The organism is Undibacterium sp. SXout20W, assembly GCF_049340285.1.
GTDB lineage: Bacteria > Pseudomonadota > Gammaproteobacteria > Burkholderiales > Burkholderiaceae_D > Undibacterium.
On sequence record NZ_JBMPPH010000039.1, the window covers coordinates 1 to 17,121 of the forward strand.

15 protein-coding genes are annotated in these 17,121 nt (G+C 46.7%); 10 read left to right on the plus strand and 5 right to left on the minus strand.

The window, feature by feature from the left end; all coding sequences use genetic code 11:
* Positions 1–136: 136 nt before the first annotated feature.
* The 4 genes from prpF to prpB all read right to left on the minus strand — a co-directional run bounded on the left by prpF (position 137) and on the right by prpB (position 6,654).
* Positions 137–1,327 carry a 2-methylaconitate cis-trans isomerase PrpF gene (gene prpF, locus ACO0K1_RS16090; RefSeq protein ID WP_423027522.1) on the minus strand — a complete coding sequence of 397 codons (1,191 nt, stop codon included), beginning with the start codon at positions 1,325–1,327 and terminating at the stop codon, positions 137–139.
* A gap of 249 nt (positions 1,328–1,576) precedes the next feature.
* Positions 1,577–4,171: a Fe/S-dependent 2-methylisocitrate dehydratase AcnD gene (acnD, locus tag ACO0K1_RS16095; protein ID WP_423027524.1), complete on the minus strand. Its 2,595-nt coding sequence runs from the start codon at positions 4,169–4,171 to the stop codon at positions 1,577–1,579.
* 225 nt (positions 4,172–4,396) lie between these two features.
* On the minus strand, positions 4,397–5,551 hold the full coding sequence (prpC, locus tag ACO0K1_RS16100; protein ID WP_423027526.1) for a bifunctional 2-methylcitrate synthase/citrate synthase: 1,155 nt from the start codon (positions 5,549–5,551) through the stop codon (positions 4,397–4,399).
* 212 nt (positions 5,552–5,763) lie between these two features.
* Positions 5,764–6,654: a methylisocitrate lyase gene (gene prpB, locus ACO0K1_RS16105; protein WP_423027528.1), complete on the minus strand. Its 891-nt coding sequence runs from the start codon at positions 6,652–6,654 to the stop codon at positions 5,764–5,766.
* Positions 6,655–7,045: 391 nt separating this feature from the next.
* On the opposite strand from prpB, the gene prpR reads away from it, so the two are divergent.
* The 8 genes from prpR (at position 7,046) to phnE (ending at position 14,334) form a co-directional block, all read left to right on the plus strand.
* Positions 7,046–8,683 carry a propionate catabolism operon regulatory protein PrpR gene (gene prpR / locus ACO0K1_RS16110; protein ID WP_423027530.1) on the plus strand — a complete coding sequence of 546 codons (1,638 nt, stop codon included), beginning with the start codon at positions 7,046–7,048 and terminating at the stop codon, positions 8,681–8,683.
* 99 nt (positions 8,684–8,782) lie between these two features.
* Positions 8,783–9,145 carry a response regulator transcription factor gene (locus tag ACO0K1_RS16115; protein ID WP_423027532.1) on the plus strand — a complete coding sequence of 121 codons (363 nt, stop codon included), beginning with the start codon at positions 8,783–8,785 and terminating at the stop codon, positions 9,143–9,145.
* Entirely contained in the window at positions 9,145–9,756 is a 612-nt protein-coding gene (locus tag ACO0K1_RS16120) for a chemotaxis protein CheC (RefSeq protein ID WP_423027534.1), read from the plus strand. Before ACO0K1_RS16115 ends, ACO0K1_RS16120 begins: the two co-directional genes overlap by 1 nt.
* Positions 9,756–10,760, plus strand: a complete 1,005-nt coding sequence (locus tag ACO0K1_RS16125; protein ID WP_423027536.1) for a diguanylate cyclase — start codon at positions 9,756–9,758, stop codon at positions 10,758–10,760. Before ACO0K1_RS16120 ends, ACO0K1_RS16125 begins: the two co-directional genes overlap by 1 nt.
* Positions 10,761–10,883: 123 nt before the next feature.
* Positions 10,884–11,780: a putative selenate ABC transporter substrate-binding protein gene (locus tag ACO0K1_RS16130; RefSeq protein WP_423027538.1), complete on the plus strand. Its 897-nt coding sequence runs from the start codon at positions 10,884–10,886 to the stop codon at positions 11,778–11,780.
* An 8-nt stretch (positions 11,781–11,788) separates the two neighbouring features.
* The gene (locus tag ACO0K1_RS16135) at positions 11,789–12,658 is read left to right on the plus strand and encodes a phosphonate ABC transporter ATP-binding protein (RefSeq protein WP_423027591.1); all 870 of its coding nucleotides are present in this window, start codon (positions 11,789–11,791) and stop codon (positions 12,656–12,658) included.
* Positions 12,659–12,670: 12 nt separating this feature from the next.
* The gene (locus ACO0K1_RS16140; protein ID WP_423027540.1) at positions 12,671–13,516 is read left to right on the plus strand and encodes a PhnE/PtxC family ABC transporter permease; all 846 of its coding nucleotides are present in this window, start codon (positions 12,671–12,673) and stop codon (positions 13,514–13,516) included.
* Entirely contained in the window at positions 13,513–14,334 is an 822-nt protein-coding gene (phnE, locus tag ACO0K1_RS16145; RefSeq protein ID WP_423027542.1) for a phosphonate ABC transporter, permease protein PhnE, read from the plus strand. The genes ACO0K1_RS16140 and phnE overlap by 4 nt, the downstream gene beginning before the upstream one ends.
* A 22-nt stretch (positions 14,335–14,356) precedes the next feature.
* On the opposite strand, the gene ACO0K1_RS16150 is transcribed toward phnE, so the two are convergent.
* Positions 14,357–14,857 (minus strand): Dps family protein, encoded by a 501-nt coding sequence (locus ACO0K1_RS16150; RefSeq protein ID WP_423027545.1) that lies wholly within the window; start codon positions 14,855–14,857, stop codon positions 14,357–14,359.
* A 301-nt stretch (positions 14,858–15,158) separates the two neighbouring features.
* On the opposite strand from ACO0K1_RS16150, the gene ACO0K1_RS16155 reads away from it, so the two are divergent.
* Positions 15,159–15,974 (plus strand): mechanosensitive ion channel family protein, encoded by an 816-nt coding sequence (locus tag ACO0K1_RS16155; RefSeq protein WP_423027547.1) that lies wholly within the window; start codon positions 15,159–15,161, stop codon positions 15,972–15,974.
* A gap of 332 nt (positions 15,975–16,306) precedes the next feature.
* Complete coding sequence (locus tag ACO0K1_RS16160; protein ID WP_423027549.1) at positions 16,307–17,119, plus strand: substrate-binding periplasmic protein; 813 nt, start codon at positions 16,307–16,309, stop codon at positions 17,117–17,119.
* The last annotated feature ends 2 nt before the right edge of the window (positions 17,120–17,121 follow it).

Here is a 17,121-nt window from a genome sequence, read left to right on the forward strand (position 1 = left end):
TGGGTAAGATGTGTGTATGTCATTTCGGGCAACTTTGACTTGGAGGTCTGGAAGGCCGGATGCTACTGCATCTTCCCACCTTTAACCATTTATCTTCAGTTGCACTTCATAGTTGAACTCGCGATTTATTTAAAAATCAGAAGCTATCACCGGGAATACGCACCCACCCTTCCATAAGTACACGTGCGCTTCGGCTCATAATTGCCTTTTTAACCACCCATTCGCCATTGATTTGGGTTGCTTCAGCACCGACTCGCAGAGTTCCTGACGGATGTCCAAAACGAACCGCGCTGCGCTCGCCGCCACCGGCAGCAATATTCACCAAAGTGCCGGGAATCGCTGCTGCGGTTCCAATGGCAACCGCCGCCGTACCCATCATGGCATGATGCAATTTGCCCATAGACATGGCACGGACAAGCAAATCAACGTCAGCGGCGGCGACGGGCTTACCACTTGAAGAAACGTAGTCTGCTGGTGGCGCGACGAAGGCAACCTTCGGCGTATGCTGACGTTTGGCAGCGTCATCGATATGTTTGATGAGGCCCATACGCAAGGCACCATGCGCGCGAATAGTTTCAAACATTGCCAGGGCTTTGTTGTCGCCGTTGATCGTATCCTGCAATTCCGTACCCAGATAACCTATTGCATCCGCATTGACGAAAATGGTAGGGATACCTGCATTGATCATGGTAGCTTTTAAAACACCAACGCCAGGCACGTCTAATTCATCGATCAAGTTACCAGTCGGGAACATTGATCCGCCCGCACTCTCTTCATCTGCCGCTGGGTCCATAAACTCCAACTGAACCTCTGCCGCCGGAAAGGTGACGCCATCAAGCTCAAAATCACCCGTTTCCTGTACTTCACCATTGCTGATAGGCACATGTGCAATGATCGTTTTACTGATATTTGCTTGCCAAATACGGACTACGACAACACCATTTTGAGGAATGCGCGTCGCATCAACCAAACCAGCACTGACCGCAAATGAACCAACCGCCGCCGATAAGTTACCGCAATTCCCACTCCAATCAACAAACGCTTTATCGATCGCGACCTGCCCAAATAGATAATCGACATCGTGATCTGGTTTGCTGCTTTTAGACAGAATCACGGTTTTACTGGTGGACGAAGTCGCACCACCCATACCGTCTATTTGCTTACCATAAGGATCTGGGCTACCAATGACGCGCAACAAAATCGCATCACGAACAGCACCAGGGACTTGCGCTGCCAGAGGCAAGTCCTGCAAGCGGAAAAATACACCCTTGCTGGTACCACCACGGATGTATGTCGCTGGAATTTTAATTTGAGCTGGATGCGTCATTGTTCATCTTTCGTATTTTAAAAACTTTGAACCTAAAAACTTTAAAACCTTAAACCTGCTCAACATAAAGGCACAGAGACATAAAAAGAGACGAGGTGAAAGTTTGACCTGACCAAACTCTTGTCAATTTCAAGAAAAACTAAAACACACATCCTCATAAAAAATGAGTCGTATTTTTTCCCGTCACCTCTGATGCTCTGCATGTCTGCGAGTCTGTGTCTGCGTGTTTCCGTTGAACAGATTAAAAAATCATGCAGCTTTCGTTGACTCTAAAAAATCTTGAGCAAACCTTTGTAAGACGCCACCCGCCTCATAGATCGACGCTTCTTCGGCGGTATCCAGACGGCACGTCATCGGCACTTCAAGGCGTTCACCATTTTTACGGTGAATGACCATAGTCAGATCTTTACGCGCTTGACGCTCACCAATAACGTCATAGGTTTCAGACCCGTCGAGGTTCAACGTCAGGCGATTGACACCTGGTTTAAATTCCAGCGGCAAAACGCCCATACCAATCAAATTAGTCCGATGAATCCGTTCAAAACCTTCTGCTGCAATCACTTCAACGCCGGCAAGGCGCACACCTTTGGCCGCCCAATCACGCGACGAACCTTGACCGTAATCTGCGCCAGCGACGATGATCAATGGTTGCTTGCGCTCCATATAGGTCTCGATCGCCTCCCACATACGGGTCACTTTACCTTCTGGTTCAATCCGCGCTAAAGAACCGGCTCTGACTTTGCCTTCAGCATCACGGACCATTTCATTTTTCAATGTCGGGTTAGCGAACGTCGCACGTTGCGCTGTCAAATGATCGCCACGATGTGTCGCATACGAATTGAAATCTTCTTCAGGCAATCCCATTTTTGCCAGATACTCGCCCGCTGCGCTATCAAGCATAATCGCGTTTGATGGCGACAAATGATCCGTCGTAATATTGTCACCTAATACTGCCAATGCACGCATTCCCTGCATCGTACGTTCACCTGCCAGGGCGCCTTCCCAATACGGTGGGCGGCGAATATAGGTGGTTTGAGGACGCCAGTCATACAATGGGCTCACTGTATCGGTTGCCGCAGCTTGTATCGCAAACATCGGCTCGTAGACTTTACGGAACATTTCTGGTTTTACGCTAGATTTGACGATTGCATCAATTTCTTCGTCAGCAGGCCAGATGTCTTTGAGACGAATTTCCTTGCCATCAACAACGGCGAGGACGTCTTTCTCAATATCAAAACGGATGGTTCCCGCAATCGCATAAGCAACCACTAATGGTGGGGATGCCAGGAATGCTTGCTTTGCATAAGGATGAATACGTCCATCAAAGTTACGGTTACCGGATAAAACAGCCGTCGCATACAAATCACGATCAATAATTTCTTGTTGTATGACCGGATCCAAGGCACCAGACATACCATTGCATGAGGTACACGCATAAGCAACAACACCAAATCCAAGTTTTTCCAGATCGGTCATCAAACCGGCTTCTTCCAGATACAGCGTAACTGCCTTCGAGCCCGGCGCCAAGGAAGACTTAACCCAAGGCTTGCGAGTAAGACCCAAACGATTGGCATTTCTCGCCAACAGTGCTGCTGCAATTACATTGCGTGGATTGGAGGTATTCGTGCAACTGGTAATTGCCGCAATAATCACTGCGCCATCTGGCATTTGACCTGGCACGTCTTCCCACGCACCAGCGATTCCTTTAGCAGCCAAATCTGACGTCGCCACCCGTGCATGTGGGTTAGAAGGACCTGCCATGTTTCTGACGACCGTGGACAGATCGAACGTTAACACACGCTCGTATTCCACTTTGTGCAAAGTATCAGACCACAAACCGGCTGTTTTAGCGTAGGTTTCCACTAAAGCGACTTGCGCATCTTCACGACCAGTTAGTTTCAGATAATCGATCGTTTGCTGATCGATACTGAACATCGCTGCCGTCGCGCCATATTCTGGCGCCATGTTTGAAATCGTTGCTCGATCACCCAAGGTTAATGCAGCTGCTCCGACGCCATAAAACTCGAGATAGGCGCCGACCACTTTGGATTTACGTAAAAATTCCGTCAATGCCAGTACCACATCGGTCGCAGTGATACCAGGTTGTGGCTTACCGCTCAATTCCACACCAATAATGTCTGGCAAACGCATCCACGACGCGCGGCCAAGCATGACGTTTTCAGCTTCCAGTCCACCCACGCCAATCGCGATAACACCTAAAGCATCCACGTGCGGCGTATGGCTGTCAGTGCCGACCAGAGTATCCGGGAATGCCACGCCTTTTTGTGAATGAATCACGGGCGACATCCGTTCCAGATTAATTTGGTGCATGATGCCATTCCCTGGTGGGATCACGTCCACATTTTTAAATGCTTGCTTAGTCCAGTTAATGAAATGGAAGCGATCTTCATTACGGCGATCTTCAATTGCGCGATTTTTTTCAAACGCATCTGGATCAAATCCACCGCACTCAACCGCCAATGAATGGTCAACAATCAACTGTACTGGAACTACCGGATTCACCTGCGCCGGATCACCGCCCTGATCAGCAATCGCATCACGTAAACCAGCCAGATCAACCAATGCGGTTTGACCGAGAATATCATGACAAACCACACGCGCCGGGAACCACGGAAAGTCCAATTCACGCTTACGTTCTATCAGCTGTTTTAATGAATCTGTCAGCGTCGCCGGATCGCAGCGTCGCACCAAATTTTCGGCCAATACCCTAGATGTGTATGGCAAGGTATCGAATGCACCTGGCTTAATTGCATCGACAGCCGCACGGGCGTCAAAGTAATCTAGCTGGGTACCAGGTAAGGATTTACGGAATTGTGTATTCATGATGTAGTCGCCCGGTGTTGAAGCATTTTTTGCAGCAAATTAAAGTGAAATGAAAAGAATGGGGTCGGCACAAAAGGCGACGGACACTCTGCTCTCGATCTAGTAGCCACTAGCTACTAGCTACGAGATTCGAGCTACGAGATTCGAGCTCCTAGGTTCGAGCTCCGATTGTCCGCCAACCATCTTTCCTTATTGCGAAGACGATTCTTTTCTTGCCTTCAAGTCTTATTTACGGTCTTTCAGAGGGACGAAAGTCAAATCTTCCGGACCCACATAATTAGCGCTAGGACGGATAATTTTATTATCGATACGTTGTTCAATGATGTGCGCAGCCCAGCCAGATGTGCGGGCAATGACGAACAGTGGGGTGAACATCGCTGTCGGTACCCCCATCATATGGTAGGAAACTGCAGAGAACCAATCCAGATTCGGGAACATTTTTTTGATATCCCACATAACGGTTTCTAAACGCTCTGCGATATCGAACATTTTTGTTGAACCTGCTTCAACGGAAAGATTACGTGCAACTTCTTTAATGACTTTGTTACGTGGATCAGAAATTGTATACACCGGATGTCCAAAGCCAATCACAACTTCTTTGTTTTCTACGCGTTTTTTGATATCGGCTTCTGCTTCATCAGGATTGTCATAACGCTTTTGGATTTCGAATGCAACTTCGTTCGCTCCACCGTGCTTAGGACCCCGCAAGGCGCCAATCGCACCTGTGATCGAGGAATGCATATCCGAACCCGTGCCAGCAATAACACGTCCAGTAAAAGTGGACGCATTAAATTCGTGTTCTGCGTACAGGATCAACGACGTATGCATCGCATCTTCCCACGATTTGCCGGGCTTTTTACCGTGCAACAAGTGCAGGAAATGTCCGCCAATCGAATCATCGTCAGTTTCGGTCTCAATCCGTTTCCCATTGTGACTGAAGTGATACCAGTACAAAAGCATCGAACCCAAAGAAGCCATTAAACGATCGGCGATGTCACGCGCGCCAGGCAGATTGTGATCGTCTTTTTCTGGCAAGGTGCAACCCAGCACGGATACACCTGTACGCATTACATCCATAGGATGGGATGACGCAGGCAAGGTTTCTAATGCCGCTTTTAAATTTGCTGGCAATCCACGCAGGGCTTTTAGGGTTGTTTTATAGGCCTGCAATTCGGCGGCATTTGGCAACTTCCCATGGACTAACAAATGGGCAATTTCTTCAAATTCGCAGGCATCTGCCACATCCAGAATATCGTAACCACGATAGTGCAAATCATTGCCGGTTTTCCCGACAGTACAAAGGGCCGTATTACCTGCTGTCACGCCGGACAGAGCGACGGATTTTTTTGGTTTAAAAGTGCTCGTAGTTTCAGTGGTCATGGTCTTCTCCAGATTTTAAATAAACCGCTCAACACAGAAATGCAACTCGGATAAGACGCAGATAAAACCCAAAAAATAGTCGGCTTTAATATTTAATCGGCGTCTGCTTTTGCACTTTGGCGCAACGGCTAAACAATATTTATTAAATTCTCTCATGCAAAACAAACATCATCGCTCCCTGTTTTTGATGTGTGCTTCGCAATCGACAAAAATTATTTTACTTTTTGCTGCGCGAATAACGCATCGAGCTTTTGTTCGAAATCATGGTAATTAATGCGATCATATAATTCCATGCGGGTTTGCATGGTGTCGACCACATTCTTTTGAGTTCCATCACGACGGATCGCCGTGTACACATTCTCAGCCGCTTTATTCATCGCGCGGAAAGCTGACAATGGATACAAAACCAATCCAACGTCTGCGGCTTTCAATTCATCGACTGTGTACAAAGGGGTGGAACCGAATTCGGTGATATTGGCCAAAATTGGTACTTTGACCGCATTCGCAAATTGTTTATACATCTCCAGCTGTGTAATCGCTTCCGGGAAAATCATATCGGCGCCCGCTTCCACGCAGAGCTGTGCGCGCTCGATTGCGGCATCGAGACCTTCAACGGCTAATGCATCCGTACGTGCCATAATGACAAAATTTTCATCCGTACGCGCATCGACAGCAGCTTTGATCCTATCTACCATCTCTTGTTTGGAGACGATTTCTTTACCAGGACGATGACCACAACGTTTCGCGCCGACCTGATCTTCGATGTGCATCGCTGCTGCACCGAACTTAATCATTGATTTCACGGTGCGTGCAACATTAAATGCGGAAGAACCAAAACCCGTATCAACATCGACTAACAAAGGCAAATCACATACGTCCGTAATACGGCGCACATCAGTCAAAACGTCGTCCAGATTGGAAATGCCCAAATCTGGCAATCCCAGCGAACCTGCTGCCACACCGCCGCCAGATAAGTAAATCGCTTTAAAGCCAGCCCGTTTTGCCAACAAAGCATGATTGGCATTAATGGCACCGACTACTTGTAACGGGGATTCTTCTTGCATTGCCTTACGGAAGGCTGCACCAGCGGAATAATTGCTCATGTCGTGGTTATCTTTCAGGTGAGTGGGGCGTCAGTTTCATGTCAGTACGCGAGTAACACGATCACTTAAGCCTGATTTATTGAACAGAATTCACTACTCGTAATGCAATCAGCGTGCCAAGTGATACACACTGGGCGGTAGATTAGCCGTAGATTCATAAAAATCAAGGACTTAAATCTGACGAACAGGCGATCAGTTGTTGCGGAAAGTCATGGTAATGTTTCATAATGGCGTTTCAAATCTATTCATTGAACCAATTTTGAAACATCTTTGAAACAATCATTGAAACAATCATTGAAACATTTCTCAAAACATAACTAAACATGGCGAGTGCACCGCTTGACATCAAACGGTCCAAACATGATACCGGACGACCAACTCTTTAAGCCCCATGAAACCGATCACACCGCAACGCGAAACACAAGATAAACCAGTGATCTGGACCGTCTCCATATCAAGATTATTTGATATGTTTCGCGACATCATGGTGGAGTACGATGCCAATGCGGATATTGTGCCGCTCTATATGGGTTTTGAAGAAGCAGTACAGCATATTCGCGAACGCTTACAAACCGAACGCTGCGATGCCGTAATTGCAGCTGGTTCAAACGGTGCCTACCTGAAAAACCGCCTTCCGGTACCCGTAGTCATTGCAAAAGCCAGTGGCTTTGACGTAATGCAAGGCTTGGCGCGAGCGCGTAAGGTATCGCCAGAAATAGGCATCATCACCTATCAAGAAACGATGCCAGAACTGGCCGACTTCAAAACGACATTTGGTTTCAATATCGAACAACGAACTTACGTTACCGAAGAAGACGCAAGAGCACAAATCAGCGAACTCAAAGCAAATGGCATTAAAGCAATCGTCGGCGCAGGCTTAATTACTGACCTGGCAGAAGAGGCTGGCCTGACAGGTATCTTCATGTATTCTGCAAGCTCAATACGGCAAGCATTTGACGATGCGCTTGAACTTGCCAGATTGACACAATTAGAATCCGCGAGGGGGCGCCGCCACCCCGCCACTGACGCACTGCGTGCGCGCCATGACATTCGCGATTTACGGGGCGCCTCAACAGCGATGCAAGCAGTCCGGCAGGCAATCACCCTTTATGCCCGCTCTCCGGCAACTGTTTTACTCCAAGGGGAAACCGGCACCGGCAAGGAACTCGCTGCGCAAGCGATCCACAGAGAAAGCCCGCGAGCACGCCACCCATTTGTGGCAGTTAACTGCGGCGCGATTGCAGAATCTCTCCTTGAATCAGAGTTATTTGGTTATGAGGAAGGCGCGTTTACCGGCGCACGGCGCGGTGGCCATGCAGGATTGTTTGAGGCTGCCCATCGGGGCACCCTATTTTTGGATGAAATTGGCGAGATGCCACTCAGTCTTCAAAGCCGCTTATTACGGGTTCTGGAAGAACGTGAAATTGTCCGGGTTGGTGGTGTACGTCCCATTCCTGTTGACGTCCGGATTATCAGCGCTACCCATTGCGACCTCGATACCAGAATTCACGCCGGGAGTTTCAGATCCGATCTTTTTTACCGACTTGCTATTTTAAGACTGCAACTACCACCACTAAGAGACAGGGTTGAAGATATCTTGCCGCTTGCTGAATGGAGTCTCAAACATGCTTTAGCGAATCTGGGTGCCCGACCTCACCTCAATTTACATGCAGAGTTACAGTCATGTCGCGTCGTATTTGAGGACTACAACTGGCCAGGCAACGTACGCGAAATGCGTAACATGATGGAACGCCTAGGCCTATTTTTAAGCGCAGAACCGTTGCAAGCATTAAATATAGGGTTTGCAAAAAAAATATTGCCGGAAATTGCTTCATCAACCGTCATGAACAATACCAAGTCACCTCATTTCGTGGCAAACTTAGCAATTGATACATTAATAAAAAAAACAGAAGAAGAAAATATTTCCATAGAGAAATTAATGGACAAATACAATCATAACCGCGAAGCCGTTGCCTCTCATTTAGGAATCAGCCGCACCACACTCTGGCGGAAACTCAAGAAACAATAATTGATGATTTAACATAAAAAAATTAATTTCAGTGGAGTAAAATGTCGGCAATACGTATTATCATAAATATTATCGTCAACTTGCATTGCAATAAAAATCATGAAAAAACTTCTTATCGTTGATGACAGTAAAGTTTCGCGTATGGTCATACGCGCGCACATTAAAGCAGTACACCCTGAATGGGAAATCGTCGAGGCAGGCTGCGGGGAAGATGCGATAAAAATCGCCGCTGAACAAGCCATCGACTTTTGCACCATGGACATCAACATGCCTGGCATGTTAGGTACCGACGCAGCAGAGCAAATATTGCAATCTAATTCACACCTACGTATCGCTATTTTCTCTGCCAATGTCCAGGATGCGATGCAAACTCGCGCAAACTCTTTGGGGTCAATTTTTGTCGCCAAGCCGGTGACAGAAAAATCGATCGCCATCGTTGTTAATTACTTCATGAGTGAATAATGATTTCATTAAATGAACTTCATCTGGACGCATTGAGTGAAGTCTTCAATGTCGGTGCCGGCAGAGCGGCGGCAAGTCTCTCGGAGATTGTTGGTGATGAAGTTCGACTGTCCGTTCCATCAGTCGAGATTCGTAAGTCTTCAGAGATTGATAAAGCCGTGATGGGACTCGATAGTGAGCGTTTTGGCGCAGTACACCAAACCTTTACAGGTGCATTTGAAGCAGAGGCGATCTTACTTTTTACAGAAGCCCATGCTCTGGAGATTGTACGCGACATGATGGGGTCGCAAATTAGCATCGAAGATTTAGCGGAATTCGAGCAAGAGGCGATGTGCGAATTGGGCAATATCATTCTCAATGCGTGCCTTTCCGCGATGGCGGATATGCTCAACATTCCTATGAATTGCTCACTTCCTGATTATACGGTTGCGACCATTGAAGATATCTTTCAACGCGTGTCCACCGAAGACGATGAGCCATATCTTTTACTCTTACATATCGACCTGGCGATAGAAAAACGCCATTCCGAAGGACACCTGATCTTTGTTCTGAGTTCAACTTCACTGCGAGAATTGGTCTCACAAATAGAGCGTTTTCTGGGAGCAATTTAATGCCTAGGTTATTGCCACCGTCGCCAGATGCGATGGGAGAAATTTTCAATTCAATCAATTTAGGATTGATACTTGTTAATGGGCAACAACAGGTCACATTATGGAATGATTGGGTCGTAAAACATAGCGGCGTTAAAACGGGTGAAGCCTTAACTAAAAATATCACTGAGGCATTTTCTGAAGCGCCGAGCCCCTCATTTATCTCGGCGGTTTCGAATACGATCAATTATGGCTTACCGGTAGTACTCTCAAACGCTCTTCATCGTTCCCCTTTAGCGCTATATGAACGTGGACTGGAGCAAACTGGCAAACGTATTCACCAGTCGATCTCCCTGACACCCATTACCATTGCTGAGGAACGTTTCTGCCTGATTCAGATCAGCGATTCAACGACCTCTATTAAACGCGAAAAAATTCTCCGTAGTCATTCAGAATTACTCAAAAAGGAAGCGACCACAGATGGGTTGACCGGCCTTTATAATCGACGCTTCTTTGATGAACATTACAAAATGGCGCTTGGCCACACACTAAGGCAAAACACACCATTGTCTGTGTTTATGGTGGATATCGATTTCTTCAAAGAATTCAATGACCACTATGGCCACGTTGCCGGCGACCATGCATTAATTCAGGTTGCAAGTACTTTAAAGAAGCAATTGCAGCGCGCTAGTGATGTTGTTGCGCGGTTTGGCGGTGAAGAATTCGTACTGATGCTACCCCATATGAATCAAGAAGCCGCGAGTCAATTTGCAGAAAAACTTCGCCAGGCCATATGGGATCTGAATATTCCGCACGTAAAATCGCAAATCGCCCAACAAGTGAGCATCAGCATTGGATACAGCACACTACCCGGTAACGACGCAAGCGAACCAAATATCCTATTGACTACTGCCGACGCTGCGCTTTACCGTGCAAAAAGGAATGGTAGAAACATGTCTTTTTTCCTGAATCCACAACCAACACAGGAATCGTCTCCGAATCCACATTCTGACGACAAATCTTAATCCACCGGCGCATCGCGAATCCAGCATCTTCACGGATAAAATGTTAAGCTAAGCAAGCTCAACATTACACTACAAGAATCAAGCAACCACTCAATCGCCAACCTTCATATGGGATCTTGCATTATGTCTAAAAAAAATGTGTCGCGACGACTTTTTAACGTCTTCTTTACCACCGCCGTGCTAGGTTTAAGTAGCTTCTCGACTCTGAGCATCGCACAGCAAAACAACGCACCGATGCAGGTTCTACGTGTCTCAGCTATTCCTGACGAAGCTCCTACCGAATTGCAACGCAAATTCAAACCTTTAGGTGCCTATCTGGAAAAAAAATTAGGACTCAAAGTAGAATTTATCCCAGTGACTGATTACGCTGCATCCGTTGAGGGTTTAATTAATCATAAATTGGACATGGTCTGGTTTGGCGGCTTCACTTTTGTACAAGCCAATGTCCGTAGCAAAGGTCAAGTCGTACCACTGGTGCAGCGTGAAGAAGACGAAAAATTTCAATCCGTATTTATCACCACAAAGAACGACATTAACAAACTCGAAGACTTAAAAGGAAAAACATTCACATTTGGATCGGAGTCTTCTACATCCGGACACTTGATGCCACGTTCTTTCTTGCTGGCAGCAAAAATCAATCCAGATACCGATCTAAAGCGTATTGCATTCTCTGGTGCGCACGATGCCACCGTTGCTGCGGTAGCAGGTGGCAAAGTCGATGCTGGGGCATTGAATATCTCGGTCTGGGAAAAGTTGATTTCACAAAACAAAGTCGACACGAAACAAGTCCATGTTTTTTTCACGACACCAGGCTACTTTGACTACAACTGGTCAGTCCGCGCCGACATGCCGGCAGACATGCAGAAAAAAATTACTGACGCATTTTTAAGTTTGAATATCAATCAGCCACAAGACAAAGAAATTTTGGAACTGCAGCGGACTAAGCGTTTTATTCCAACAAAAGCAGAAAATTACAAAGCTATTGAAGCAGCAGCCCACAACGCGGGACTACTGAAATAATGCAGCAAATGCACGTCCGTCTGCAACAGATCTACGTCAAACATCCTGCCGATGGCACATCGTCGCCGTCGGCAGGAATCGCTGAAGCATCACAAACGACGCAACAATTTGCCTTGTGCGATATAAATATTGATATCGCACAAGGAGAACAGATTGCCATTATTGGTCCATCGGGAGCGGGCAAAACGACACTACTTCACACCCTCGCCTGTGCAATTCGACCGAGCTCGGGCGGCTTTTTTATGAATGGCATATCGCCGTGGCAGCTTTCGCATAAAGCACGCCATCGCCTACGGCGACGTTTATTTCTTGCACCACAAACACCACCATTACCGCCCCGGCAACGCGTGGTCACGACGGTATTGGCTGGAAACTTACCGCACTGGTCGATCGCCAAAGCACTCAGAAATTTAGTTAAACCTATCGACCCAGCTGCGGCATTCCATGCATTATCCCGCTTTCACTTAGAGGATAAATTATATGTGCGCGTTGATCAGCTTTCTGGTGGTGAACGCCAGCGTTGTGGTTTGGCTCGCTTGCTACTCTCGGATGCACACTTACTGCTTGTCGACGAACCCTTATCGGCACTTGATCCATTATTAGCCAGTCAAACCCTCGAAACGCTCCAACAAGAGGCACGTGAACGCAACGCGAGCTTGATTTGCAGCCTTCATCATGTCGAACTTGCACGCAGCAACTTCACTCGCATTATTGGCTTACGCGATGGTCAAATATTCTTTGACAGCAAACACGTCAACGATCAAATGATCGCTGACTTATATCAAAATGCGAGCTCAAAAATATCCGCAGCCACTGGCAGCCCAACTCTCAGCAACACCGACGCCGACGCCATCGCAGTTGCCCCGCGTTGCTTCTAACCAGGCAGCCCCATGCAAGCTACTCTGACGTCGCCACAATCAACCATACCGCCCGACCCAGCGTGGCGTTATCGGATCACGTTGGGGATTCTCTTCCTTGTTCTGCTTGCACCTGCATTGGTTGTTACTGAACTTAAACCGTGGGTATTGATAGACGCACAAAGTCTGTCAGCAACCGCCCAATTTTTGGGACATTTTTTCCCACCAGCACATGATGCTGAGTTTTTGCAAATAGTCTTAGTGGCAACCTGGCAAACCATCGCAATGGCGACAGTAGGCATCGTTCTGGCAATCATTGCAGCAATTCCCATGACCTTGATTGTCAACGAACAATTGTCAATTTCTCGATTAGGAACACATCGTACACATTGGCTTGCCTATATGATCAGGCAATGCGTACGCTGGACTTTGGTGCTATTGCGGAGCGTTCCAGAATTAGTCTGGGCATTATTATTTGTACGCATTGTCGGTCTTGGGCCCACTGCTGGCGTACTGGCAATCTTTCTGACGTATAGCGGCATGTTAGGAAAAGTGTACGCCGAAATTATCGAGTCATGTGACCCGGAAGCAACTAAAGTATTGCTAGAAAATGGCAGCTCGCGCTTAAACGTATTCTTTTATGGCACCCTGCCAAACGCTGCCCCTGAACTCATTTCCTATACGATCTATCGTTGGGAATGTGCAATCCGGGGATCAGTTATTATGGGGTTTGTGGGGGCTGGCGGACTTGGTCAGCGTATGGATGAATCCTTGAAAATGCTTGCCGGCGGCGAGGTTTCAACAATGCTGATGGTGTTCGTTGCCTTAGTTGGCGTCGCAGATGGACTCAGCCAATTTTTCCGCAGGAATTTAAAATGAGCCAACTGATCTCAAGAGCAACCGAGGTCACCGGGTTGCCACCTGCCCCGGCATTAATCCGGTTGAAGACAGCGCTTGTCTTGTTCTTGTTGGCAACGTTAATTATAGCGAGTTTCGTCAGTCTGAAACTGAATTGGAAAGATCTGTTGAGCGCTGACGCGCTGCGCAACATGCAAGAGTTTTTAGCCGGTTTTGCGCCGCCAGACCTGAGCCCAACGATGCTAAACAAAATCTTTTTTGCGACCTTAGAAACACTGGCGATGTCAGCGCTTGGCACGGGGATTGCAGCGATTCTTGCAATCATGCTTGTCGTACCAGGCACTGGTCGGCTGCGCTATCTTACAAAATACGCCAGTGCCCTGCTGTTTAACATTTGCCGTGCCATCCCTGAATTAGTCTGGGCATCAATCATGCTGATCGCGGCAGGATTAGGGCCTTTTGCCGGAACGATTGCGCTAGCAGCCCACACGACCGGCGTGTTGGGGCGTTTATTTGCAGAAGCGCTAGACAATCAACCAAGCGCTTGCACATCGACATTACGCATTAACGGTAGCGGAACAATTAACACGTTTCTGTATGCGAGCTTGCCGCAAGGCCTGCCTCAAATGATGTCTTACACCTTGTATCGTTGGGAGAACAATATCCGTGCAGCAGCGATATTGGGCGTGGTCGGTGCTGGTGGCCTGGGACAAATGTTAAAGTATCATTTGTCCCTTTTCCAAATGTCGACGGCAGCCACAGTGATTATTGCAATGCTGATTTTAGTTGCAATGGTTGACGCCCTCAGTTTTGCCATTCGACGCCGTCTGGTGAATTAGACGACGCTTTTACAACTTGAAGTTAATCCTCAAGCATACTTCTCAGCATCCACGCATTTTTTTCATGCACTTGCAAGCGCTGCGTCAACAAATCCGCTGTAGGTTGGTCATTCACCTCGGCAACAAAACCAAATAAATGACGTGCGGTTTTTGCGGTCGCTTCTTGCGCTTTCACAAGGTACTCGACCATCTCCATCGCTTTGGGAGCTCCCTCGGCCTCTTGAATCGACGATAAACGGACAAATTCTTTGTACGTGCCAGGCGCATGATGTCCCAAAGAACGGATACGTTCGGCAATCAGATCTAACGCGTTCCACTGCTCCGTATATTGCGCCATAAACATCGTATGCAGTGCATTAAAGTGCGGCCCAGTCACATTCCAATGGAAATTGTGTGTCATCAAATAAAGGGTATAACTGTCAGCCAACAAAGCCGACAAGCCTTGCGCAATTTGTGCACGGTCGGCATCGTTAATACCAATATCTATCGCTGCCTGGCGGCGAGTATTTTTTGTCGTTTCCATGTCTAGCTCCTTGTCTACATCGCGTCTTTTTTCACAACAGTTCGTGTGATTCAAAGGATAGTTTGCGCTTGAATACTGTGTTTTTCCAATGACATTTATCTATTCAATCAATAGTTATTACCAATAAACCAGGACTTTTTAATAAATTATGACAATAATTATTTAAAATAACCTGCAACGCTAAAGAGTACTCGTGGTCAGAAAATTAACCATTTTTATCAATGCTTTACATATTTTGTATTGACAATAAATCCACAAAAACCGATATTGATCATCTCCAAACACCAATTTAGGGATGCATATGCCAACCATTAATCTCGAGCAATTATTTAACGTTTACCTGTTTTCCTTTGGGCAAAAAATCTTAGCTGCAGTCGCCATTTGGATCATAGGTGGCATTGCCATTGGTATGCTGACGAATTTGCTTCGCCGTGCAATGACAATGCGCAAAGTAGATCCAACGCTGATCAGTTACAGCGAATCCTCTTTACGCGTCGCATTGCGCATTGCGCTGGTCATGGCGATCCTCGATGTATGCGGGATACAGACAACCTCATTCGCTGCCTTGATCGCTGCAGGTGGCGTTGCGATCGGTGTTGCCTGGTCTGGCTTACTGTCTAATTTTGCAGCCGGGATTTTTTTAGTCATACTGCGACCATTTAAGGTCGGTGATGCCATCAGTGCTGGTGGTCAAACTGGTGAAGTCACAGAAATCGGCCTATTTTCAACAACCATGACGACTGGCGACAATTTGCGCGTCTATGTTGGAAATAGCAAAATATTCTCTGATAATCTCATTAACTTCTCTGCGAACCCGCACCGACGCGTAGATTTGAAATGTCAAATTGCAAACGGTGTTAATCCTCTGGAAGCCATCGAAGCTTTGCAAAAGCACGTGTCGAAGGTCGCTAACATTACAACAACACCAGCGCCAACAATTGAGATTTTAGAATTTAATGCTGCCGGAAGCCTGATAGCCGTCCGACCTTACTGCAACAACAAGGATTACTGGCAAGTTTATTTTGATACGAACAAAGCCATTGCAGCAGCATGTGCTGAAGCAGGATGGCCAGTTCCAGCCGTTTATCAAGTCGCCATCCATCAAAATCACAACTAATGTTGCATCAGCGTGAGGATGCGCATTTTTAAGTGTCGATGCGACAACTCGACATTCATGGGGTGGAATTCCTTCCACCCCATTTTTAACAAAGAATAAACGTTCTAACAGCCATTTGTTACCTTACAACAAAAAAAAGCCACCCAAGCTCAGGATTTAACGATAGTTTAATTGCACATATTGATGTTTATTGCCCACAATAAACTCATCGAAGAAGCACTCACATCAATATATGAAAGATTTACGCAAGCTTGCCATCGTGCTGTTCTTAAATATGGTAACGCAAGCGTACGGAATTTAGCTATTCATGTGAACCTATAAGGAAACACACCATGAAATGCGCTCGCTCAGTTTTTTTTCTGTCAGCCTTATTGTTAGGCACCCTCCATTTATCGGCATCTGCACAGTCTAATAACCAAAAGAATAAGCTCCAACAAGTCCTGCAATCCAAAGAACTGCGGGTTTGCATCTGGCCAGACTACTATGGCATCACGTTCAGAAATCCTAAAACAAAAACATTGACAGGAATCGACATCGATATTTCTATCGAATTGGAAAAAGAACTTGGTGTAAAGGTCAAATATGTCGATAGTTCATTTCCAGAACTAATCGATAACTTACTAAAAAACAAATGTGATATCGCTATGCATGCCGTAGGCGTGACGCCGCCACGAAAAGCAAAACTGGAATTTTCACAAGCTTATTTACGCAGTGATATTTACGCGATCACCACGAAATCAAACGAAGCCATTCAAACCTGGCAGGATATTGACAAACCAGGTCGCATTATTGCAGTGCAAGACGGTACCCTGATGGTATCCATCATGCAAAATAGCCTGAAATCCGCCAAATTGCTGGTGGTAACCCCGCCACTGACACGTGAACAAGAAGTTGAATCCGGTCGCGCTGATGCATTCATGACAGATTTCCCATATAGTCGGCGCATGCTAGAGACCACGGATTGGGCTCGCGTCGTTGGACCAAGCAAACCTTTTAACTTGACGGACTATGCTTATGCAGTCGCGCCAGGTGAACCTGAATTTTTAGCTCGCATTAACTCGTTTATTGATAAAATGAAAAAAGATGGCCGCTTAAAAACTATTGCAACCAAGCACAAACTAGACCCGATTGTCGTCACCAATTAGAA